This window comes from Subdoligranulum sp. DSM 23681 (assembly GCF_057005535.1).
In genome coordinates this window covers 290,908-312,177 of sequence record NZ_CM168050.1, presented here as the reverse complement: position 1 = coordinate 312,177, position 21,270 = coordinate 290,908, and the positions used below count along the sequence as shown (strand labels likewise).

The 21,270-nt window shown below is 59.8% G+C and carries 19 protein-coding genes; 9 read left to right on the top strand and 10 right to left on the bottom strand.

The genetic code is table 11. The annotated features are described in order from the left end of the window. Positions 1–76: 76 nt before the first annotated feature. From AC127K_RS01545 to AC127K_RS01525, 5 genes are all read right to left on the bottom strand, one after another. Positions 77–2,224 (bottom strand): polyribonucleotide nucleotidyltransferase, encoded by a 2,148-nt coding sequence (locus AC127K_RS01545; RefSeq protein ID WP_483721311.1) that lies wholly within the window; start codon positions 2,222–2,224, stop codon positions 77–79. Between the two features lie 207 nt (positions 2,225–2,431). Continuing rightward, positions 2,432–2,704, bottom strand: a complete 273-nt coding sequence (gene rpsO, locus AC127K_RS01540; protein ID WP_113998887.1) for a 30S ribosomal protein S15 — start codon at positions 2,702–2,704, stop codon at positions 2,432–2,434. 174 nt (positions 2,705–2,878) lie between these two features. Beyond that, positions 2,879–3,676 carry a glycosyltransferase gene (locus AC127K_RS01535; RefSeq protein WP_483721310.1) on the bottom strand — a complete coding sequence of 266 codons (798 nt, stop codon included), beginning with the start codon at positions 3,674–3,676 and terminating at the stop codon, positions 2,879–2,881. Continuing rightward, on the bottom strand, positions 3,673–4,620 hold the full coding sequence (metA, locus tag AC127K_RS01530; RefSeq protein ID WP_483721309.1) for a homoserine O-acetyltransferase MetA: 948 nt from the start codon (positions 4,618–4,620) through the stop codon (positions 3,673–3,675). Before metA ends, AC127K_RS01535 begins: the two co-directional genes overlap by 4 nt. 22 nt (positions 4,621–4,642) lie before the next feature. After that, positions 4,643–5,932, bottom strand: coding sequence for an O-acetylhomoserine aminocarboxypropyltransferase/cysteine synthase family protein (locus tag AC127K_RS01525; RefSeq protein ID WP_483721308.1), 1,290 nt, complete (start codon positions 5,930–5,932; stop codon positions 4,643–4,645). 351 nt (positions 5,933–6,283) lie between these two features. On the opposite strand from AC127K_RS01525, the gene clpB reads away from it, so the two are divergent. Beyond that, positions 6,284–8,893, top strand: coding sequence for an ATP-dependent chaperone ClpB (gene clpB, locus AC127K_RS01520; protein ID WP_483721307.1), 2,610 nt, complete (start codon positions 6,284–6,286; stop codon positions 8,891–8,893). 82 nt (positions 8,894–8,975) lie between these two features. Here the strand turns inward: clpB and AC127K_RS01515 are convergent, their stop codons facing one another. The 5 genes from AC127K_RS01515 to tig all read right to left on the bottom strand — a co-directional run bounded on the left by AC127K_RS01515 (position 8,976) and on the right by tig (position 13,558). Next, the gene (locus tag AC127K_RS01515) at positions 8,976–10,574 is read right to left on the bottom strand and encodes a hypothetical protein (RefSeq protein ID WP_483721306.1); all 1,599 of its coding nucleotides are present in this window, start codon (positions 10,572–10,574) and stop codon (positions 8,976–8,978) included. Further along, complete coding sequence (locus AC127K_RS01510; RefSeq protein WP_483721305.1) at positions 10,528–11,280, bottom strand: ABC transporter ATP-binding protein; 753 nt, start codon at positions 11,278–11,280, stop codon at positions 10,528–10,530. Before AC127K_RS01510 ends, AC127K_RS01515 begins: the two co-directional genes overlap by 47 nt. Positions 11,281–11,290: 10 nt before the next feature. Beyond that, complete coding sequence (locus AC127K_RS01505; RefSeq protein WP_483721304.1) at positions 11,291–11,956, bottom strand: SdpI family protein; 666 nt, start codon at positions 11,954–11,956, stop codon at positions 11,291–11,293. Next, entirely contained in the window at positions 11,946–12,227 is a 282-nt protein-coding gene (locus AC127K_RS01500; protein WP_483721303.1) for an autorepressor SdpR family transcription factor, read from the bottom strand. Before AC127K_RS01500 ends, AC127K_RS01505 begins: the two co-directional genes overlap by 11 nt. Positions 12,228–12,394: 167 nt before the next feature. Beyond that, entirely contained in the window at positions 12,395–13,558 is a 1,164-nt protein-coding gene (gene tig, locus AC127K_RS01495; RefSeq protein WP_483721302.1) for a trigger factor, read from the bottom strand. A 147-nt stretch (positions 13,559–13,705) separates the two neighbouring features. Between tig and AC127K_RS01490 the strand changes: the two genes are divergently transcribed. The 8 genes from AC127K_RS01490 (at position 13,706) to AC127K_RS01455 (ending at position 21,261) form a co-directional block, all read left to right on the top strand. Continuing rightward, complete coding sequence (locus AC127K_RS01490; RefSeq protein ID WP_294538314.1) at positions 13,706–13,930, top strand: DUF896 domain-containing protein; 225 nt, start codon at positions 13,706–13,708, stop codon at positions 13,928–13,930. After that, complete coding sequence (locus AC127K_RS01485; RefSeq protein WP_483721301.1) at positions 13,917–15,560, top strand: hypothetical protein; 1,644 nt, start codon at positions 13,917–13,919, stop codon at positions 15,558–15,560. Before AC127K_RS01490 ends, AC127K_RS01485 begins: the two co-directional genes overlap by 14 nt. A gap of 173 nt (positions 15,561–15,733) precedes the next feature. After that, entirely contained in the window at positions 15,734–17,026 is a 1,293-nt protein-coding gene (locus AC127K_RS01480) for an adenylosuccinate synthase (RefSeq protein WP_294538320.1), read from the top strand. A 145-nt stretch (positions 17,027–17,171) separates the two neighbouring features. Next, positions 17,172–18,383 carry a cation diffusion facilitator family transporter gene (locus AC127K_RS01475; RefSeq protein WP_483721300.1) on the top strand — a complete coding sequence of 404 codons (1,212 nt, stop codon included), beginning with the start codon at positions 17,172–17,174 and terminating at the stop codon, positions 18,381–18,383. Positions 18,384–18,438: 55 nt separating this feature from the next. After that, on the top strand, positions 18,439–19,614 hold the full coding sequence (locus AC127K_RS01470; protein ID WP_483721299.1) for an NAD(P)-dependent malic enzyme: 1,176 nt from the start codon (positions 18,439–18,441) through the stop codon (positions 19,612–19,614). A 2-nt stretch (positions 19,615–19,616) separates the two neighbouring features. Then, entirely contained in the window at positions 19,617–20,459 is an 843-nt protein-coding gene (locus AC127K_RS01465) for a fumarate hydratase (RefSeq protein ID WP_483722164.1), read from the top strand. Between the two features lie 31 nt (positions 20,460–20,490). After that, positions 20,491–20,691: a hypothetical protein gene (locus AC127K_RS01460; RefSeq protein ID WP_294538329.1), complete on the top strand. Its 201-nt coding sequence runs from the start codon at positions 20,491–20,493 to the stop codon at positions 20,689–20,691. 6 nt (positions 20,692–20,697) lie between these two features. Continuing rightward, positions 20,698–21,261: a Fe-S-containing hydro-lyase gene (locus tag AC127K_RS01455; protein WP_483721298.1), complete on the top strand. Its 564-nt coding sequence runs from the start codon at positions 20,698–20,700 to the stop codon at positions 21,259–21,261. The last annotated feature ends 9 nt before the right edge of the window (positions 21,262–21,270 follow it).

The following is a 21,270-nucleotide window of genomic DNA, read 5'->3' as shown; positions in this document are numbered from 1 at the left end:
AAAAGAAACCACCCCCGAACAGCCAGGATGCTGTCGGGGGTGGCTTTTCTTTATTCAGTGGCGGTTTTTGGCCACATTACTGCTGCTTCTGCTGTTCGGCACGCTTCTTGGCGATGGCAGCCACAGCGTCCTTGCGGGACAGGTTGATGCGGCCCTGCTGGTCAATGTCGGTGACCATGACATAGATGGGATCGCCCACGGCCACAACATCCTCTACATGCTCCACGCGGTGATCGTCCAGCTTGGAGATGTGGACCAGGCCTTCCTTGCCCGGAGCAATCTCCACGAAAGCGCCGAAGTTCATCAGGCGGGTCACACGGCCCTTGTAGATGGCACCCACCTCGGGGTCTTCCACAATGGTCTTGATGGTGGCAATGGCGCGCTTGGCGTCGTCCAGATCCACAGCGGAGATGAAGACGTGGCCGTCCTCCTCAATGTCGATCTTGCAGTTGAAGTTGGCGCACATTTCCTGAATGACCTTGCCGCCCTTGCCAATGACGTCCTTGATCTTGTCCACGGGGATCTGCATGCTGAACATCTTGGGAGCATACTTGGACAGTTCCTTGCGGGGCTCGGCAATGCAGGGCTTGATGATCTCGTCCAGGATGTACAGACGGCCCTTGCGGCACTTCTCCAGCGCTTCCTCCACGATCTCATAGGTCAGGCCGTCGATCTTGATGTCCATCTGGATGGCGGTGATGCCCCGGCGGGTGCCGCCCACCTTGAAGTCCATGTCGCCGTGGAAGTCTTCCACGCCCTGGATGTCCAGCATGGTCATCCAGCGGTCGCCCTCGGTGATCAGGCCGCAGGAGATGCCGGCCACGGGGGCCTTGATGGGCACACCGGCATCCATCAGGGCCAGAGTGGAACCACAGATGGAAGCCTGAGAGGTAGAACCGTTGGAGGACATGATCTCGGACACGCAGCGGATGGTGTAGGGGAACTCCTCCATGGAGGGCAGAACCGGAATCAGAGCCCGTTCTGCCAGAGCGCCGTGGCCGATCTCACGGCGGCCGGGGCTGCGGGGAGCGCGGGCCTCACCGGTGGAGTACGGCGGCATGTTGTAGTGATGGATGTAGCGCTTGGTGGGGGTGTCGCCCAGGTCGTCCATGGTCTGGGCATCCCGGGTGGAGCCCAGGGTGCAGATGGTCAGGCTCTGGGTCTGGCCGCGGGTGAACAGGCCGGAGCCATGCACGCGGGGCAGGATGCCCACTTCGGCAGCCAGGGGGCGGATCTCGTTAATGCCGCGGCCATCCACACGCTTGCCTTCATCCAGCAGCCAGCGGCGGACCACATACTTCTGCATCTTGTAGCTGATAAGGTCCAGGGCGGAAGCATCCAGATCGGGATGTTCCTCGGCAATCTTGTCCATGATGGGCAGCAGGGCGGCGTCGCGGACGTTCTTGTCGTCGGTGTCCATGGCGGCCTTGAACTCGTCCAGATGAGCGGCGCTGATCTCCTTCAGCAGATCGTAGTCCAGCTCCACGGGGGTGAATTCGATCTTCGGCTTGCCGATCTCGGCCACGATGCTGTTGATGAAGGTCAGCATCTTCTTAATCTCGGCATGGCCGGTCTTGATGGCTTCCATCATGGTGGCTTCGTCCACCTCGTTGGCGCCGGCCTCGATCATGACGATCTTGTCCATGCTGGCGGCCAGGGTCAGGGACAGGTCGCTGACTTCACGCTGGGCCTTGGTGGGGTTCAGCACGATTTCGCCGTCCACCAGACCCACGGCCACACCGGCGATGGGGCCCTTCCAGGGAATGTCGGACATGGCGATGGCCAGAGAGGCGCCGTTCATGCCGGCGATCTCGGCGGAGTTGTCCGGATCCAGGCTCATGACGGTCATGGTCACGCAGACATCGTTGCGCATCTCTTTGGGGAAGAGAGGGCGGATGGGACGGTCCACCACACGGCTGGACAGAATGGCGTGTTCACCGGGGCGGCCCTCGCGGCGCATGAAGCTGCCGGGAATGCGGCCGGCGGCGTACAGCTTCTCTTCAAATTCCACGCTCAGGGGGAAGAAGTCGATGCCATCCCGGGGCTTTTCGCTCATGGTGACGTTGCACAGCACGCAGGTCTCACCGTAGCGGATCATTGCGCTGCCGTTGGCCAGACCGCACAGCTTGCCGGTCTCGACCACGAACGGACGCCCCGCAAAGGTGGTCTCGAACTTGCGGTAGTTGGGGAAGGTTTCTTTGCGGGAAGAAAATTCCAGTGCCATAGTGTTTTCTCCTTCATGGATATATTTCCAAGGCGCCTGTGCTTTGAGCAATAAATCCAGTGCCGCTCCGCCGGGGGCGCGGCGTTCGATTTACTGCACAAACCACGGTGTGCCAAAGTCCTGGGGGAAACGAAAAGGGGATAGGAGTAAAAAATAATAAAAAAAGGCAAGGCGCATGTTCGTGCGCCCTGCCCGTTTTGCCAAGAATTACTTGCGCAGGCCCAGTTCAGCGATCAGGGCGCGGTAACGGTTGATGTCCTTCTTCTGCAGATAGGCCAGCAGGTTACGGCGGCGGCCGACCATCTTGAACAGACCACGACGGCTATGGTTGTCGTTCTTGTTGGTCTTCAGGTGCTCAGTCAGGTGGTTGATGCGCGCAGTCAGCAGCGCGACCTGGACTTCCGGAGAACCGGTGTCACCCTCGTGGATGGCGGCTTTGGCGATGATGGGCTGCTTTTCAATGGCAGACTTCTGGCTCATGGGAAAATACCTCTCTTTCAATAATTGGCCGTCGGCACAGCAGCGGGCAACAAGGCGTCCCCAATCTGGGGCATACACCCGGAACCGAACCGCGGTAACGGTAGTAATTATACCATACAGCGCCAGTCTTGGCAAGCGCTTTTTGGGCTGCCGCAGGGCAAAAGAAAAATCTTTTCACACCTTGCCGTGTCTGCAGCCCCATTTGCGGAAATACCGGCCCATGCTCACCAGCTGCATCTTGAACTTGCCGGCATCCCGCATGGGGGCCCGATGCCAGGCGTGCACCGCTTTGAACTGGGGCAGCAGATAGACCTGTCCGCACTGCAGGGCTTTCTGGGTCAGGTCGGCGTCCTCCACATACATGAAGTACTCCGGGTCAAACCCGCCGATTTTTTTGAATATATCGGTGCGCAGGGCGGCAAAACTGCCGGTGCAGAATTCAATGGGGCGGGCCACACTCAGGTCCTCATCCTGCATGGTGTAATGTTCGTTGGCTTTGGCGAAAACACTGTCGGGCATCCGGTCGGCCAGCTGGCGGGCCAGCAGCAGCCAGGGGGTGGGTTTGCGCCGGGGCAGGTTCTGGATGCGCCCGTCGGGAAAATACAGCTGAGGCGTTGCCATGACCACTCCGGGGTGGTCCAGCAGCCAGACGGCCATGCCGGTGAGAACATCGTCCTGCAAGAGTACGTCCGGGTTCAGGATGAAGTGGACCTCGCTGTCCAGCTCCTCCATCACCGAATTGTGCCCCCGGCCGAACCCCACATTTTTCGGCAGGCAGCGCACGGTCACCCGTTCATCCCCGAAATCCTCCTCGGCCAGTTTCCCGCCGCAGCCGTCAGGACTGGCGTTATCCACCACAAACAGCCGGAAATCCGGGGAAGCGGTGTGGGCCAGAACGCTGCGCACAGCGGCGCAGACTTCTTCATAATCACAATACGCCACAATGCAGGCGCTGATCTTCGGCCCGCTCATGGGTGGTCCGCCCGGTGGTCACCCAGCGCCTCCAGGTTGCCCAGATCATAGGGGGTGTTCTGGTACACATAGTAGTTCAGCCAGTTGGTGTACAAAAGGTATCCGTGGGCCCGCCAGCGGAAGATGGGGTCCCGGCTGGGATCGTCGTCCGGATAGTAGTTCACCGGCACATGGATATCCCGTCCGGCGGCCACATCCCGGCGATACTCGGCGTCCAGGGTGTACTTGTCGTATTCCGGATGGCCGATCACAAAGATCTGCCGTCCCGACTCGGTGGAAAGCAGCATAGGTCCGGCCACGTCGCTCTCGGCCAGGATGCGCAGGTCGGGGCAGGCGTCAATGTCTGCCCGGTTCAGTCCGGCCCAGCGGCTGTGAGGGGCATAGAACACCTCGTCAAAGCCGCGCACCAGCGGGTTGGAAGGCCGGGTCACATGGTGTTCGAACACACCAAACATCTTTTCGGGCAGATGCACCTTACGCACCCCGAAATGATAATACAACCCGGCCAGAGCACCCCAGCACAGATGGATGGTGGAAAAGACGTTTTCCTTGCTGTAATCCATGATCCGGCACAGCTCGTCCCAGTAGTCCACCTGGGTATAGTCCATATCCTCCAAAGGGGCACCGGTGATGATCAGTCCGTCAAAGCGCTGGTCCCGGATCTCATCAAAGGTCTTGTAAAAGGCCTGCATGTGCTCCTGCGGGGTGTGGGTGGGATTGTGGGTGGCCGTCTGCAAAAAGGTCAGCTGGACCTGCAGGGGGCTGTTGGCCAGCAGGCGGGCCAGCTGGGTCTCGGTGACGATCTTGGTAGGCATCAGATTCAGGATCAGGATGCGCAGAGGACGGATGTCCTGCCCGCGGGCCCGTTCCTTGTGCATCACAAAGACGTTCTCCCGGGAAAGTTCCGTGTAGGCGGGCAGGTCACGGGGAATGATAAGCGGCATGGGGCCAAACTCCCTTTAACAATCAGATTTTATCCAGCGCCTGGGCAATGTCGGCAATCAGATCGGCCTTGTCCTCCAGGCCGCAGCTCATACGCACCAGGTCGGGGCGCACGCCGGCGGCGGCCAGCTGTTCGTCGTTCATCTGGCGGTGGGTGGTGCTCGCGGGATGCAGGCAGCAGGTGCGGGCGTCAGCCACATGGGTCTCGATGGCAGCAATCTTCAGATGGCCCATGAAGGCGGCGGCAGCGTCGCGGCCGCCCTTGATGCCGAAGCTGACCACGCCGCAGGAACCGTTGGGCAGGTATTTCTGGGCACGCTCGTAGTATTTGTTTCCGGGCAGGCCGCAGTAATCCACATAGGCCACCTTCGGATGGCTGGCCAGGAACTCGGCCACAGCCTGACCGTTCTCGCAATGGCGGGCCATGCGCACGTGCAGGCTCTCCAGGCCCAGGTTGAGCATGTAGGCGTTGATGGGGCTCTGCACACAGCCGAAGTCACGCATGAGCTGGGCAGTGGCCTTGGTGATGAAGGCACCTTCCTTGCCGAAGCGCTCGGCATAGGTGATGCCGTGATAGCTCTCGTCGGGGGTGGTCAGGCCGGGGAACTTGTCGGCGTGGGACATCCAGTCGAAGTTGCCGCTATCCACCACGGTACCGCCCACGCAGCCGCCGTGACCGTCCATGTACTTGGTGGTGGAGTGGGTGACGATGTCGGCGCCCCACTCGATGGGACGGCAGTTGACGGGGGTGGGGAAGGTGTTGTCCACGATCAGGGGCACGCCGTGGGCGTGGGCCGCCTTGGCAAAGCGCTCAATGTCCAGCACAGTCAGGGCAGGGTTGGCGATGGTCTCGCCGAAGACGGCCTTGGTGTTGGGGCGGAAGGCTGCTTCCAGTTCCTCGTCGGTGCAGTCCGGATCCACGAAGGTGGCTTCAATGCCCATCTTGGCCATGGTGACCGAGATCAGGTTGAAGGTGCCGCCGTAGATGGAGCTGGAAGCCACGATGTGATCTCCGGCGTTGCAGATGTTGAACAGCGCAAAGAAGTTGGCGGCCTGACCGGAGCTGGTCAGCATGGCAGCGGTGCCGCCTTCCAGTTCGGCGATCTTGGCGGCCACATGGTCGCAGGTGGGGTTCTGCAGACGGGAATAGAAGTAGCCGCTGGCCTCCAGGTCGAACAGCTTGCCCATCTCGTCCGAGGTGTCGTATTTAAAGGTAGTGCTCTGGATGATGGGGATCTGGCGGGGTTCACCGTTTCCCGGTGTGTAACCGCCCTGCACACAGATGGTATTGATGGAACGTTTTTCCTTTTCCATAATAAGGTAGCCTCCCTCTATGCCGGCGCTTTGTGGCGCTGTACAAATTCTTTGTTTTTTATTGTACCGTGTTGTGCCTTGTTTTGCAAGGTTTGGGACCAAATCGACAAAAAGAGGTGTTCACAAATAATTTTCAATTTACCCCGTTGACAATCCAACAGGATGTGCTACAATATTAGCAGTCGATGGCTAAGAGTGCTAATAAAAAGCTGACGCTGACCTGACGGGTGGATTCCACCGGGGAAAGTATGGCGAAAAAGCAACCGCAGCCCTGTCGGGTCGGAACGGACAGCACTCAGAACTGTCGTTTGCTAATATAGATACAAGCAAGCTGTGAAGGAGGTTTGCCGTATGAATATGAATCAATGTACCCAAAAGACCATTCAGGCCATCCAGGCCGCACAGCGTCTGGCGGTGGAATATCAGAACCAGGCCATCGAGCAGGAGCATCTGCTTGCCGCTTTGTGCCAGCAGGATGACGGCCTGATCCCTCAGCTTCTGACCAAGATGGGGGTGGAACCGGGCAATTTCCTGGCTGCCGCCACCGAGAAGGTCGCCGCCCTGCCCCATGTGACCGGCAGCGGCCGTGACCCCGAAAAGGTATATATTTCCAATGACCTGGACCGCGCCTTCAACGCGGCGGAAGACCAGGCCAAACAGATGAAGGATGAATACATCAGCGTGGAGCATATCTTCCTGGGTATCCTCCAGCGTCCGGGCCGTGCCGCGTCGGAACTGTTCCGGCAGTTCGGCATCACCCAGGAGAAGTTCATGACCCAGCTGTCCACCGTCCGTGGCAACCAGCGGGTCACCAGCGATGATCCCGAAGCTACCTACAACGCCCTGCAGAAGTACGGTCAGGACCTGGTGGACATGGCCCGCAAGAACAAGCTGGACCCGGTCATCGGCCGTGATACCGAGATCCGCAACGTGATCCGGATTCTGTCCCGTAAGCGCAAGAACAACCCTGTGCTGATCGGTGAAGCCGGCGTCGGCAAGACCGCTATCGCTGAAGGTCTGGCCCAACGGATCGTGCGCGGCGATGTGCCCGAAAACCTGAAAGACCGCACCATCTTCAGCCTGGATATGGGGGCGCTGGTGGCCGGTGCCAAGTACCGCGGCGAGTTTGAGGAACGTCTGAAGAGCGTTCTGAACGAGGTCAAGAAGTCCGAAGGCAAGATCATCCTGTTCATTGATGAGCTGCACACCATTGTGGGTGCCGGCAAGACCGACGGTGCCATGGACGCGGGCAACCTGCTCAAGCCCATGCTGGCCCGGGGCGAGCTGCACTGCATCGGTGCCACGACCCTGGATGAATACCGGGAATATATCGAGAAGGACCCCGCCCTGGAACGCCGTTTCCAGCCTGTCATGGTGGAAGAACCCTCCGTGGAGGATACCATCTCCATCCTGCGTGGCCTGAAGGAACGGTATGAGGTGTACCACGGCGTCAAGATCCAGGACACTGCCCTCATCGCGGCCGCCACCCTGTCCGACCGTTACATCAGCGACCGTTTCCTGCCCGATAAGGCCATCGACCTGGTGGATGAAGCCTGTGCCATGGTCAAGACCGAGCTGGATTCCATGCCGGCGGAACTGGACGACCTGCAGCACCACATCACCCAGCTGCAGATCGAGGAGGCCAGCCTGAAGAAGGAGACCGACGAACTGTCCCACCAGCGTCTGGATGCCCTGGAAAAGGAACTGGCCGAACTGCGTGACAGCTTCAACTCCAAGAAAGCCCAGTGGGAGAACGAGAAGAACGCCATCAACAAGGTGCAGAGTCTGCGTGCCGAGGTGGAGTCTGTGAAGGCCGACATCGAGAAGGCTACCCGTCAGGGTGACTACGCCAAAGCCGGTGAGCTGCAGTACGGCAAACTGCCACAGCTGCAGCGTGACCTGGAAAGCGAAGAGAAGATCGCCGCCGAGAAGAAGGAACAGAGCCTGCTGCGGGATCGTGTCACCGACGAGGAGATCGCCCGCATCGTGGCCCGCTGGACCGGTATCCCGGTAGAAAAGCTGGTGGAAGGCGAGCGGGAGAAGCTGCTGCGTCTGCCCGAAGTGCTCCATCAGCGGGTCATCGGCCAGGACGAGGCGGTGCAGAAGGTTTCGGATGCTATCCTGCGTTCCCGTGCCGGCATTGCCAACCCGGGCCGTCCCATCGGCAGCTTCCTCTTCCTGGGCCCCACGGGCGTGGGCAAGACCGAGCTGGCCAAGGCGCTGGCACAGGCCCTGTTCGATGATGAGAAGAACCTCATCCGCATCGACATGACCGAATATATGGAGAAGTTCAGCGTGTCCCGTCTGATCGGTGCTCCTCCGGGATATGTGGGCTATGAAGAAGGCGGTCAGCTGACCGAGGCCGTCCGCCGCCATCCCTACAGCGTGGTGCTGTTTGATGAGGTGGAAAAGGCCCACCCGGATGTGTTCAACATCCTGCTGCAGGTGCTGGATGACGGCCGTATCACCGACAGCCAGGGCCGCACCGTGGACTTCAAGAACACCATCCTGATCCTGACCTCCAACCTGGGCTCCGATATCATCCTGGAAGACCTGGAAGAGGGTCGTGCCCAGGGCCGCAACGAAATTTCCGCCGAAGCTCGGGAGAAGATTGACGCTTTGCTCAAGCGGCAGTTCCGTCCCGAGTTCCTCAACCGTCTGGACGACACGGTCATCTACAAGAGCCTGACCAAGCAGGAAATCGGCGGCATCGTGGACCTGATGCTCAACGACCTGCGCAAGCGTCTGGCCGACAAGCAGCTGAACCTGAAGGTCACCGATGCGGCCAAGGATGCCATCATCGACGGCGGCTACGACCCGATCTACGGCGCCCGTCCCCTGAAGCGGTATATCCAGTCCCATGTGGAGACCATGCTGGCCAAACAGATCATCGGCGGTGCCAATCAGGCCGGCGATACCCTCACCGTGGATGCCGAAAACGGCAACCTGGTACTGCGCTGATCGCCCCCCCTTTTGACGCCTGACAGCTGAATCATAAACACAAGCCCCCGGCTTGCCGATTGATGGCAAGCCGGGGGCTTTTTCATTGGATCTTTTGCAGGTCTGTATGCAGGCATTGACGCCACAGAAACAGGGTGAGCAATGCCGCAAGCAGGCATAAACCGGCATAGACGACAGAATGGGGAAATATCACCAGCAATAACCAGGGGATGCCGGCGGAGATCAGCCCGTTCAGCAGGGACAGCAAGGTGGCGGTGCTCTGCTTGACGACCTCGGTCTCGTTTTTTGCCTGCAGTTTCGGGAAAGCCAGGTCAATTCGCAGGGCTGCCACGGCACCGTATACGCAGTAGACGGCGGGGACAAGAGCCAGCCAGAGCAGATCGGGGCCTTGCGGATGCAGGGCCAGCGTCCCGCCGATAACTGCAATAAGCCAGCAGGGAAACGCCACGGTCAGATTCAGCAGGACTTTGGCAAGCAGAAGGTCCCGGGTACGCACCGGCAACGTGCGGATCAGCGGCCATTGCGCTCCTTCCAGGGAGATGGCACAGGATGTCACCGGCATTAAAATGGCCAGCAGTCCCAGCACAAGGGGAAGATACCGGATGATGACGGCGGAGGTCAGTCCCATGGTACGGCAGAATCGGTCACCGCTCAACAGAAGCATCAGGGGAATGGCTGCCATCAGGCAGTACCCGATGGCCGTGTTGGAAAACCAGGTCATACAGGTGGTGTAGCGGCGTACTTCCCGCAGATACAGGGCAGTGAGAGGTGTATGAACCGTGGTCCTCCGGTTTGCGCGCCGCCTGCCGGCAACGGCGTTCAGGGCGTTGCAAAGGGTGTCATATCGCCGGACGATGATGGCGGCAGCCAGCCCGGCGGGCAGCAGGGCGGTCAAACTCAGCCGCAGCAGGGCGGAACCGGAGCCGGAACCGCCGGAGAGGATCTGACTGAACCAGGCAGCAGGCGGATAACGGGAGGCGGATGCCGTGAGAAGTGGTTTCATAGCCAGGAGCAGTGCTGAGGGATCGTTGGGGTCCATTGATGTGCTGTCGAATTGGAAGGACAAATTCATGGCCACCACCAGATACAACACCAGGATCAGGGTGGCTATGAGCGGTTTGTATCGCAGGCGCCGCACAAAGAGGGCGGATAAAACACTGGGAATACAGGCAACTGTCAGGCAGGGGAGCGGTGCCAGCAGGAGCCCCCACAGAAAAGCAGCCCAGAAAAGGATATCCGGCTGTACGGCCATGGCGTATACCACCATTCCCGGAACCAGACAAAGAGCGCACAGCGCCAGATATACCAGATACAGTGCCAGCAGCCGGCTCAGCGGCAATGCTCTGTGCGGGATGGGAAGGGTGGAGATCTGGTCATGAAAAGTGTGGCTGAACAAGAAGTTGCCGATGTTCAGAACTCCCAGCAGCAGCGTCAGGGCGGAGGCCATGGTGTACAGAAAGCCGGGAAGGGCTTCCCCGAACCCAAGAAGGAGCATTCCCCAGGCCAGGAAGAGCAGATACCCCACGGCCATTATGGCCAACAGCCCCCATACAAAAGCGTTGATCAGCCAACGGCGCTTTTCTTTGGGATCCCGGGTGTGCGCAAACTCATTCCAGCCGCCCAGGCGGTACAGATCAAGCTTCAGCAGCAGGGCCAGACCCCGCAGTGTCGGTTTCGCCATGGCGTACCACCTCCATAAAGGTTTCTTCCAGAGTCTTGCCGCCGGTGAGAACGGCGGTCTCTCCGGCAGCCACCAGATGTCCCTGCCGGATGATGGCTACCTTGTTGCACAGCCGTTCCGCCACATCCAGCACATGGGTGGAAAAGAAGACGGCGCCGCCCTGTCTGCACAAGGTGTGCATAAGGCCTTTTAGCGTCACCACCGCTTCCGGGTCCAACCCCACAAAAGGCTCGTCCAGAATCAGGAACCGCGGTTCGTGGATCAGGGCGCCAAGAATGGCCAGCTTCTGTTTCATTCCGTGGGAATAAGCGGAGGTCAGTTCCCCCAGCACATCGGAAATCCCGAAGGTGGATGCCAGTTCTTCCGTGCGCCGGATACGGTCAGCGCGGGAAACTTCAAATACATCTGCGACAAAGTTCAGGTACTGCTGTCCGGTAAGATACGGGTACAGCAGGGGCTCGTCCGACAGATAGGCAAAGGTCCGCTTGCAGGCAAGCGGGTCCTGGCGGATGGAAACCCCATCAATACGGATGTCGCCCTGTTCGAATGGCAGAAGTCCTACAGCCGCCTTGATGGTGGTGGTTTTACCGGCACCGTTGTGACCGATGAAACCGTATATGTCCCCGGGGGCCACATGCAGATTCAGGTCCTGCACGGCGGTCTTGCCGCCCGGGTAAATCTTGGTCAGATGTTCGATGGTCAGCATGATCCGTTCCTCACTTCATCCATCCCTTGAATATAAGGAAGGAATACAGGTAAATCCACACGCAGCCCAGCAGGGTGGTTCCCAGCAGCACAATCAGAGTGCCGGAAAAACCAAGGGCTCCCGCGAACACGCCGGAAAGCAGGGTAGAGGCTCCGATGAGGATAAAGACAAACCCACCCATGCGCTGGGTGCGGTTCCAGTTGTGTTCGTCTGCCAGCGCCCAGGGAGTGCGGCAGCCGAAGGTGTAATTTTGTTTGATGCGTGGCATGTAGTTGCCCAGCAGAATGAACAGAAGGCCGATGCCGCCACCCACCAGCAGTCCGGTGGCACCGCTTCCGTCCTTCAGGATGCCGAACACGGCCAGTTCGCTCAGCCAGCTGACGGCGCAGCCGAACAGGACCGTGCCCAGAACCATTCCGTTCCAGATGGGCCGGAACTTGGCAAAGTTTTCGCCCTTGGGGTCAATGGAGGGCAGAACCCGGAACAACAGCAGCAGTCCCAGCGGCAGCAGACCGGTGGCCAGAGCACTCCATTTGGGGCCGAACCCATCGGCCACGCCGGCCCAGTTCCAGTGGACGGGCACCTGCTCCGGCATCGTGGGCAGGCACAGGGCGTGACCCAGCAGGTTTACCATGCACACGGCTCCCAGGATCCAGTACAGTTTGTTATTCTTCATGATCGGTATCCTCCTTCATGAACCCAAAATCATAGAACCACTTCATGAGTTCCTGAAATACCGTCAGGTTCAGGCAGTATACGATGTTCTGTCCCCGGCGTTCATCGGTTACCAGACCGGCGGATTTCAGAATGTTCAGATGATGACTGACCGATGGTTTGGCCATGGAAAAATGAGCGGCAATTTCCCCGGCGGTCATCTCCCCGCCGGCAAGCAGTTCCAGAATTTTCCGCCTGGTCGGGTCGGCCAAAGCTTTGAATGCATCACCCATCTGCGGCACCTCCCTATGATATGAGATATTTAGAAAAACATCTAAATACTCGATTTGGCCACAGTATAGCATGCGGTCCGGAGGCTGTCAAGCAATAAAATGCAACGAAAAAACCGCCCCGGAAGCATGTTCCGGGGCGGTCGAAAATGCTATGAAAACCAGAAAGATCAGGCGTTGACCTCATCCACCAGGTGTTCCATCACCAGGTCATTCAGGATGCTCATCTTCAGGTAGTTTTCGCCATAGTAGTTCACATAGCTGCTGGTGTCACTGCTGCCGAAGTACTCCTGGAACTGGCTTTCCAGGGTCTCGGTGGGGCAGGTGATGCCGTACTTTTCGGCCAGAGCCTGCATGATCAGGGTCTGCTGGATGGCACCGTCAATATACTGGCGGGAGGTTTCCAGGTAGGCGGCAGCACTGTCATAGCCGTTGGCCTGCAGGAACTCGTCCAGGGACATGCCATACATCTGGGCGTACAGATACGGGCTTTCCAGATAGTAGTCCTCAAAGTACTTGGTCAGGGCGGCGGGGGCATCTCCCTGCACGCTCAGGGTGCTGCTCAGCTGGGAATACAGCTCGTTGGTCTGCTGGCTGAACAGCAGCATATCGGAGATGTAGCTGTTCAGGGTGGCCACGTCGTTCAGGCCCAGATTCTCGCTCAGGTTTTCCTTCACGAAATCGTCGGTCAGTTCGGGGGTCACAGTCTCGGAAATGTAGTTCAGGGTGGTGGAGAACACCGCGTCCTTGCCGGCCAGATCGGTGGCCTGGTAGTCGTCGGGGAAGGTGACGTTCACATCAAAGGTCTCACCGGGCATGTGACCCACGATCTGGTCCTCAAAATCGTCAATGAAGGAACCGCTGCCCAGGGTCAGGTCGTACCCTTCGGCAGAGCCGCCGTCAAATTCCTCGCCGTCCACGGAGCCGACAAAGTCGATGTTCACGGTGTCTCCGTCGGCTGCAGCGCGGTCGGTCACCTGATTGGTGGTGGTGTAGTTGACCAGGATGTTGTCATTGATGTAGTTGGCAACGTCCTCATCGGTCACCGTGTTGGCCTCGTCCGAAAGGCTCAGCCCCAGGTCATCGGGAAGGGTGATGTAATCGGAGGCGGTCACGCCGGTCACATAGCCATTCTCGTCAAAAACCGAGCTGTAATCGAAATCTGCCAGATACGCATAGGGATCGGCGGCGCTTTCCTCGGTGGAGGTCTCCGGCGTGGCGGTTTCGGGGGAACTGGCGGCTTCGGATTCCTGCTTGCCGCAGGCGGCCAGCCCCAGAGTCAGCGCGGCGGCGGTCAGCACAGCCACCGGGCGGGTCATGTTCATCAGTTTCATGGGCTTCTCCTGTCTTTTGTGAAGTGATACCTCATCATTATACATCATTTTTCGAAAATGTACAGCACAACATTCCAATTTGCTTTGGAACGTGGTATACTGAACAGAAATGTTTCCGGTTCGGCCGGAATTTTACAGGGGGAAACCATGAAAAGACACGAAATTGACCGTATCAATGAATTGGCACACAAAGCGAAGACGGTGGGCCTGACCGAGGCCGAAATCGCCGAGCGTGCCGACCTGCGCCGTCGCTATCTTGCGGACATTCGCGCTGCGGTGCAGGAACAGCTGGAACATACCATCGTGCAGGAACCGGACGGTACCCGTCACCCGCTGCTGAAAAAGGAGGGTGTGCGCGGTGCCCGCAGTTAAGACAAAAAAGACGGCTGCTGAGACGCTGTGGGCCGTGGTGCCGTGGCTGTGGCTGTTCGGAGCCTGGCTGTTCGGCGTGATCTTCATGGTGGTGTACGGGCGTTCCCTGCTGGACAGCGACATGGCCTCGGAGATGGTCCTGGCCGCTCAGCTGAATAAAGAAGGCGGGGTCCTTTCCACCGCCTGGTATTATTCCACCGAACTGCGGGTGTTCTGCGAACAGCTCCTCTTCAAACTGGGGCTGGCGGTCTTTCCGCAGAACTGGCACGCAGCCCGCACCCTGGCCCAGGCAATCCTGTCTGCGCTGGTGGCAGTGTCCGGGTTGTATTTTCTGTATGGCGCGTCGCTGCGTAAAAGTGCACCCTGGCTGGTGGGAGCTTTGCTGTGTCCTTTTGGATTCTGGCAGATGTTCCACTGCGTTTTCGGCGGATTTTATTATGTACATATGATTTTTGTCATGCTCAGCATGGGCCTTGTGCTGCGCATTACCACCGCAATGGACTCTGCCCGCCGTACGGCGGTCCGCGCTGTGCTGCTGGCCGGACTGGCCTTTGCGGCGGGACTTAACGGGATCCGCATCCTGATGAACCTGTATGTGCCCCTTGCCGCGGCAGCCCTGGTACTGTTGGGCTGGCGCTGGAACCAGGCACCGCTGGAACGCCCCCGGACGGTGCCCCAGGTCCGGTTTGCCGCAGCGGCATGGGGGGCGGCGGTGGTTTCGCTGGCAGGCTATGTTGTGAACGCCAAAGTCCTGGCCGCCAACCATACCTTTTCGGACCAGGGACAGCGAAGCTGGACGGCCCTGAGTTTTGAATATCTGACAAGGGTGTGGGCCGATTTCCTGACCCTCTTCGGATATCCCGGCGACAGCGGCACCCTGAGCTTCGGGGATCCCATCCCTCTGTTCAGTCTGCAGGGGTTGCTGGGGGCACTGGGGCTTGTGATTGCCGGTGTGCTGATCGCTTCGGTGGTGCATCTGCTCATGCGCCGCCGGGAGCTGTCCTTTGTCCGGATGGCGGTGCTGACCGTCTTCCTGTCCTGCCTGCTGGTGGACAGCATCGCCTTTGCCTTTATGAATGAAATGATCGGCATCAACGGAAGCTACTGGCTGCCGGTGGTACCGCTGGCGTTTGCGGTTCTGGGAATCGAAGGGGAGACCTTCCCGCTGCGCCGGGGCCTGCCCCGGCGGGGACTGGCCGTTGCCTTTGCGGTGGCGTTTCTGGGAGTCAGCACCTCGACCACCCTTCGGTTTGTGGAAGTGCCGCCCCGGGGTGAGCCGCACCTGGAAACCATCTGCGACTGGCTGGTGGACAACGGATACACCCAGGGGTACGCCACCTTCTGGTTTGCCAATGTGATGACCGAGCTTTCCGACGGAACCCTGGAAATGTGGGATGTTACGGACCTGAGCCGGATGGATCTGCACGGATGGCTGCAGACAAAGTCCCATATCAATCCGCCGGAAGGGGAGGTGTTCCTGATCGCGGATCCCAGTGTGCGCGTTGACGAACTGCCTTACCGGGATCTGGTGGATGTGGTGTACGAGGACGATCACGGATTCCATATCCTGACGGCACCGGAAGCCCAGCCGCTCATCGACGCGGTGGCGCAGGCCCGTGCCGCCCAGTAAAAATCTTTGCTGCGCTCCGCAAGTTTTGTTCGAACCTGCGGGGCGCGCCTTGTATTTTTGGATAATCTCTGGTATAATCATACCCGGCGGCGTATCCCGGTTTGAACAAATCGGCCCCTTGTGGGGTCGGGCGGAAAAGGCTGTACATTGAACCAAAAGAGAGGTTGCAAAACATGCTTACTGCAATTACCGGCATCAACTGGGGCGACGAAGGAAAAGGCCGTATGGTCGACCTTCTCAGCCAGGATTACGACATCGTCGCACGGTACCAGGGTGGTGACAACGCCGGCCATACCGTCAAGAACGAGCGCGGCAAGTTCGTGCTGAACCTGATCCCCTCCGGCATCCTGCGTCCTGACGTGGTCTGCGTCATGGGCGGCGGCATGGTCATTGACCCTGTCCATCTGGAAAAGGAGATCGCGGCCTTGCGGGAGCAGGGCGTTGAGATCAGCCCCGCCAACCTGAAGATTTCTGACCGTGCTACCATCACCATGCCTTTCCATGTGGATCAGGACGGCCTGGAAGAGGCCCGTCTGTCCAAGACAGGTGCACAGTTCGGCTCCACCAAGCGCGGCATCGCCTATACCTATGGCGACAAGTTCATGAAGAAGACCCTGCGCATGGGGGATCTGGTCCATATGGACGCCGGTGTGCGCAAGCGCCTGGAAACCATTGTGGAATCCAAGAACCTGACCATGGTCAACATCTATGACCAGAAGCCCGTCAGTGTGGATGAGATGTGGGCCTGGTGCGAACATTACTCTGCTGCCTTCAAGGATTATATCTGCGATGTGGGCGAATATCTGGCCCAGGCGGATGACGCCGGCAAGAAGATCATGTTTGAGGCCCAGCTGGGCGCTCTGCGTGATATCGACTACGGTATCTATCCCTATACTTCCAGCTCCAACACCATCAGTGCCTACGCACCCATCGGCGCCGGCATTCCGGGCCGCAAGCTGACCCTGTCCGTGGGCATCATGAAGGCCTATTCCTCCTGCGTGGGCGAAGGCCCCTTCACCGCCGAACTGGCCATGAGCGAAGCCGACAAGGACGTGCTGCGTGAACACGGCCATGAATATGGTGCTGCCACCGGCCGTCCCCGCCGTGTGGGTCCCTTCGACGTGGTTGCCAGCCGTTACGGCGTGCAGTGCCAGGGCTGTGATGAACTGGCCCTCACCCTGCTGGACGTGCTGGATTATATGGAAACCATCCCCGTGGTGGAATCCTACCGTCTGTCCGACGGCACCGTGACCGGCCGTTTCCCCACCGGCAAAACTCTGGACGACGCCCAGCCGGTCATCAAGGAGATGAAGGGCTGGCACTGCGACATCACCGGTGTCCGCAAGTATGAGGATCTGCCTGCTGAGGCCCGCGCTTATGTGGAATACCTGGAACAGGCTGTGGGCTGCCGTATCAAGTATATCTCCGTCGGCCCCGAGCGCGATGCCTGCATCGTGCGGGACTGATTGCCTCTGAACCTGCCCTGCTGTTTGGCAAGCGGGGCATAAACCGAAAACACTTTACACAGCGGACTCGCCTTTGCGCGGCTCCGCTGCTTTTTCAGCCGGGATACCATATGTATCCGTCCAACAAGAAAGGGGAGACCAGGGCGTGACCCGTTGGCTCATCCGTCTTTTCATCAAAGACAGCGAAGACACTTCAAAACCTTCCGTGCGTGCTGCGTACGGCAATCTGGCCTGCGTGGCCGGTATTTTCTGCAATCTGCTTCTGTTTGCCGGCAAATTCACCGTCGGCACCCTGTTCGGCAGCGTGGCCATCGCTGCCGATGGCGTGAACAACCTGTCCGATGCCGGTTCCAGTGTGGTCAGTCTGGTGGGCTTCCGCCTGGGGGCCCGTCCGGCGGACGACAAACATCCCTTCGGCCATGCCCGATACGAGTATCTGGCCGGTCTGGCTGTATCGGTGATGATCCTGGTCATTGGCATTGAGCTGCTCAAGGAGAGCGTGGCCAAGCTGATTCATCCTTCGGTGGTGGAATTCGGCCTGCTCACCGGCGCGGTCCTGGTGGCATCCATCCTGATCAAGGTGTGGATCTCCGCCTTCAATCGCAGGATCGGTACCCTCATCGGGTCCGAAACCCTGATCGCCACCGCAGCCGATGCCCGCAACGACGTGGTGTCCACCTCCGCAGTCCTGGTGGCCAGTCTGGCAGCGTCCATTACCGGCATCAACCGTCTGGATGGTCTGGCCGGTCTGGCGGTGGCGGCCTTTATCCTGTACAGCGGCTTCGGCCTGGTCCGGGATACCCTGGACCCTATTCTGGGCGCTGCTCCCGACCCGGCCCTGATCCGCCATATTGAGGAAAAGGTCATGACCTATCCCGGCGTGCTGGGCATTCATGACCTGATGCTTCACGACTACGGCCCCGGCAATCGTCTGGTCAGCTTCCATGTGGAGATGTCCGCGGCGGCCGATGTGCTGGCCAGCCATGACGTCATCGACAATATCGAACGGGATCTGGCCCGGGATGATGGCCTTACTGCCACCATCCACTATGATCCGGTGGTGGTGGATGATCCCCATGCCCGGGAACTGCGGGAATTTGTCCGCAGCAAGGCGGCCGAACTGGAACCTGCCGCTGCCATCCATGATCTGCGCATTGTACCCGGCAACAGCCATACCAATGTGGTGTTTGACTGTGCTGTGCCGCCGGAATATCTTACCGCCCGGGACCATCGCGGAACCAAGCTGACGACCGCCCTGCGGGATGCGGTGAAGGAACGCTGGCCCGACCATTTCTGTGTTATCCGTCTGGAATCCAACTACGGCGCCGCCCAGCTGGAACCCGATCACAAACATTGACCCGTTTCCCGCTTTGCCGGCGGGGAAAGAACCGTCTCAGAAAGGAAGTCGACCCATGGATTACAATGCCGCCGCTCTTGCCATGCACAAAGCCCACCATGGCAAACTGACCGTCAACAGCCTGGTGGAAGTGCGGGACAAGGATGCTCTTTCCACCGCCTACACCCCCGGTGTGGCCGAGCCCTGCCGCAAAATCAAGGAAAACCCGGATGATGTCTACACCTACACCCTCAAGGGCCGCACGGTGGCCGTGGTCACCAACGGCACCGCCGTGCTGGGCCTGGGCAATATCGGTCCCGAAGCGGGTCTGCCGGTCATGGAGGGCAAATGTGTCCTGTTCAAGGAGTTCGGCGGGGTGGACGCCTTCCCCATCTGCCTGAACGCCAAGACCAAAGAGGAGGTCGTGGCGGCGGTCAAAGCCATCGCGCCCACCTTCGGCGGCATCAACCTGGAAGATATCCGCAGCCCCGAATGCTTTGACATCGAAGCCGAACTGGAGCGGGATCTGGATATCCCTGTTTTCCACGATGACCAGCATGGCACCGCCATCATCGTGCTGGCAGGCGTGCTCAACGCCCTGAAAGTGGTGGGCAAACGCATCGAGGATATCCGCATTGTCCAGAACGGCCCCGGCGCTGCTGGCACCGCCATCATCAAGATGCTGCAGACCGCTGGTGCCAAGGACATCATCGCTGTGGATGAACACGGCATCCTGGTACCCGGCCGTCCCGCCGGCTTTGTGGGCCACAAGGCGGCTCTGGCTGAATCCACCAACCCCCGCCGGGTCACCGGCGGTCTGGCAGATGCCATCCGCGGCGCCGACCTGTTCATCGGCACTTCTGTGGCCGGAGCACTGACCCCGGAGATGGCTGCCACCATGGCCCCGGATGCCATTGTTTTTGCCATGGCCAATCCCACCCCGGAGATCATGCCCGACGCCGCCAAGGCAGCCGGTGTGCGCATCATCGGTACCGGACGCAGCGACTTCCCCAACCAGGTCAACAACGTCCTGGCCTTCCCCGGCATCTTCAAGGGCGCCTTGTCCGTGCGTGCCCGGGACATCAATGCTTCCATGAAGCTGGCCGCTGCCCGCGCCATCGCCTCCCTGATCCCTGATGAGGAACTCAACGAAGAGAATATCCTGCCCAAGGCCTTTGACCCCCGTGTGGCTCCGGCCGTGGCCGACGCTGTGGCGCAAGCTGCGCGGGAAAGCGGTGTGGCCCGCGCATGAGCATTCGGGAAATTCAGGCCGCTGCCATCACCGACGCGGTAGAACAGCTGTGCATCCAGGCAAACCGATTTTTGCCGGAGGATATCCGCACCGCGGAAGAAAGGGCCATCGCGGCTGAACCCTGGCCGCTGGCCCGGACCACCCTGGAACTGCTGCGCTCCAACCTGGACGCCGCAGCGGAGAAGGAACTGCCCATCTGCCAGGATACCGGCATGGCCTGTGTCTTTGTGGAGCTGGGGCAGGACGCTCATATCACCGGCGGCACTCTGCGGGATGCGGTGGATGAAGGCGTGCGCCGTGGTTATACCAAAGGCTACCTGCGCAAAAGTATCACCGGCGACCCGCTGAAACGCCAGAATACCGAGGACAACACCCCTGCTTTCCTCACGGTGGAGCTGGTCCCCGGGGACGGCTGCCGCATTACGGTGACACCCAAGGGGGCCGGCAGCGAGAACATGAGCCGTCTGGCCATGCTCAAGCCCGCCGACGGCGTACAGGGCGTGAAAGATTTCGTGCTGGAAACGGTCCGGCTGGCCGGTTCCAATCCCTGCCCGCCCATTATTCTGGGCGTAGGCGTGGGCGGCAGTTTCGACAAATGTGCTCTGCTGGCCAAGCATGCTCTGCTGCGGCCGCTGGACTGCCCCAACCCGGATCCCTATTATGCGGCTCTGGAAAAGGAATTGTGTGAGGCTATCAATGCCATGGGCATCGGGCCGCAGGGCTTTGGCGGTGCCACCACCTGCCTGGGCGTTGCCATCGAACAGGCTCCCACCCATGTGGCGTGCCTGCCGGTGGCCGTCAATATCGGCTGCCATGTAACCCGCCGTGCCACTGCTGAATTGTAACCACAAACCTGTCAGGAAGTGAGAAAGAGTTATGCCAGCCAAACGTCAACCCAATATTGATATCCCGCTGGAAGGCGTGGGGCGCCGTGCTCCGCGTACTTCTGACATTGATATTCCGCTCTCCTCCTCCCGTGCTTCCGGCGGCATTGCCGACCCCAAGCTGGAAGATATGGTCAACCGTCACCATGAGGAGGTAAAGGAACTGCACCGCCGTGCGCGGCAGGGGAGGTAAACAGGTATGCAGTATGAGCTTCACACGCCTTTGACAAAGGAAGCCCTTGCACAGCTCAGAGCGGGGGATACCGTGCTTCTGTCCGGCACGGTCTATACCGCCCGGGATGCGGCCCATGGCCGGATGATGGAGCTGCTGGATGCCGGCAAACCGCTGCCCTTTAATATCCGCGGTGCCGCTGTTTATTATGTGGGCCCCACCCCGGAACGTCCCGGCCAGGTCATTGGCGCTGCCGGACCCACCACCGCCGGCCGTATGGACAAGTTCACCCCCCGTCTTCTGGACCTGGGGCTTGCCTGCATGATCGGCAAGGGCAAACGGGATGCCGCCGTCAAGGCTTCCGTGGTCAGCAACGGGGCGGTCTATCTGGCCGCTTTGGGCGGAGCCGGTGCCCTGATGGCTGCCAGCATCCGCAGCTGTGAGGTCATCGCCTGGCCGGATCTGGGCTGCGAGGCGGTGCGCCGCCTCACGGTGGAGAAGATGCCGCTGACCGTTCTGCTGGACGCTCATGGGGGAGATCTGTACGAAAGCGGCCCTGCAGCCTACCTGAACAGCCTGTCTGCCGATTGACAAAATGTC

Coding starts and splice junctions, on each gene's coding strand:
- AC127K_RS01535 (WP_483721310.1), bottom strand. CDS start 3,676: ATGAGCGGGCCGAAGATCAGCGCCTGCATTGTGGCGTATTGTGATTAT.
- AC127K_RS01455 (WP_483721298.1), top strand. CDS start 20,698: ATGCAGTATGAGCTTCACACGCCTTTGACAAAGGAAGCCCTTGCACAG.
- clpB (WP_483721307.1), top strand. CDS start 6,284: ATGAATATGAATCAATGTACCCAAAAGACCATTCAGGCCATCCAGGCC.
- AC127K_RS01510 (WP_483721305.1), bottom strand. CDS start 11,280: ATGCTGACCATCGAACATCTGACCAAGATTTACCCGGGCGGCAAGACC.
- tig (WP_483721302.1), bottom strand. CDS start 13,558: ATGAAACTGATGAACATGACCCGCCCGGTGGCTGTGCTGACCGCCGCC.
- metA (WP_483721309.1), bottom strand. CDS start 4,620: ATGCCGCTTATCATTCCCCGTGACCTGCCCGCCTACACGGAACTTTCC.
- AC127K_RS01515 (WP_483721306.1), bottom strand. CDS start 10,574: ATGGCGAAACCGACACTGCGGGGTCTGGCCCTGCTGCTGAAGCTTGAT.
- AC127K_RS01470 (WP_483721299.1), top strand. CDS start 18,439: ATGGATTACAATGCCGCCGCTCTTGCCATGCACAAAGCCCACCATGGC.
- AC127K_RS01505 (WP_483721304.1), bottom strand. CDS start 11,956: ATGAAGAATAACAAACTGTACTGGATCCTGGGAGCCGTGTGCATGGTA.
- AC127K_RS01525 (WP_483721308.1), bottom strand. CDS start 5,932: ATGGAAAAGGAAAAACGTTCCATCAATACCATCTGTGTGCAGGGCGGT.
- AC127K_RS01480 (WP_294538320.1), top strand. CDS start 15,734: ATGCTTACTGCAATTACCGGCATCAACTGGGGCGACGAAGGAAAAGGC.
- AC127K_RS01460 (WP_294538329.1), top strand. CDS start 20,491: ATGCCAGCCAAACGTCAACCCAATATTGATATCCCGCTGGAAGGCGTG.
- rpsO (WP_113998887.1), bottom strand. CDS start 2,704: ATGAGCCAGAAGTCTGCCATTGAAAAGCAGCCCATCATCGCCAAAGCC.
- AC127K_RS01545 (WP_483721311.1), bottom strand. CDS start 2,224: ATGGCACTGGAATTTTCTTCCCGCAAAGAAACCTTCCCCAACTACCGC.
- AC127K_RS01500 (WP_483721303.1), bottom strand. CDS start 12,227: ATGGGTGATGCATTCAAAGCTTTGGCCGACCCGACCAGGCGGAAAATT.
- AC127K_RS01490 (WP_294538314.1), top strand. CDS start 13,706: ATGAAAAGACACGAAATTGACCGTATCAATGAATTGGCACACAAAGCG.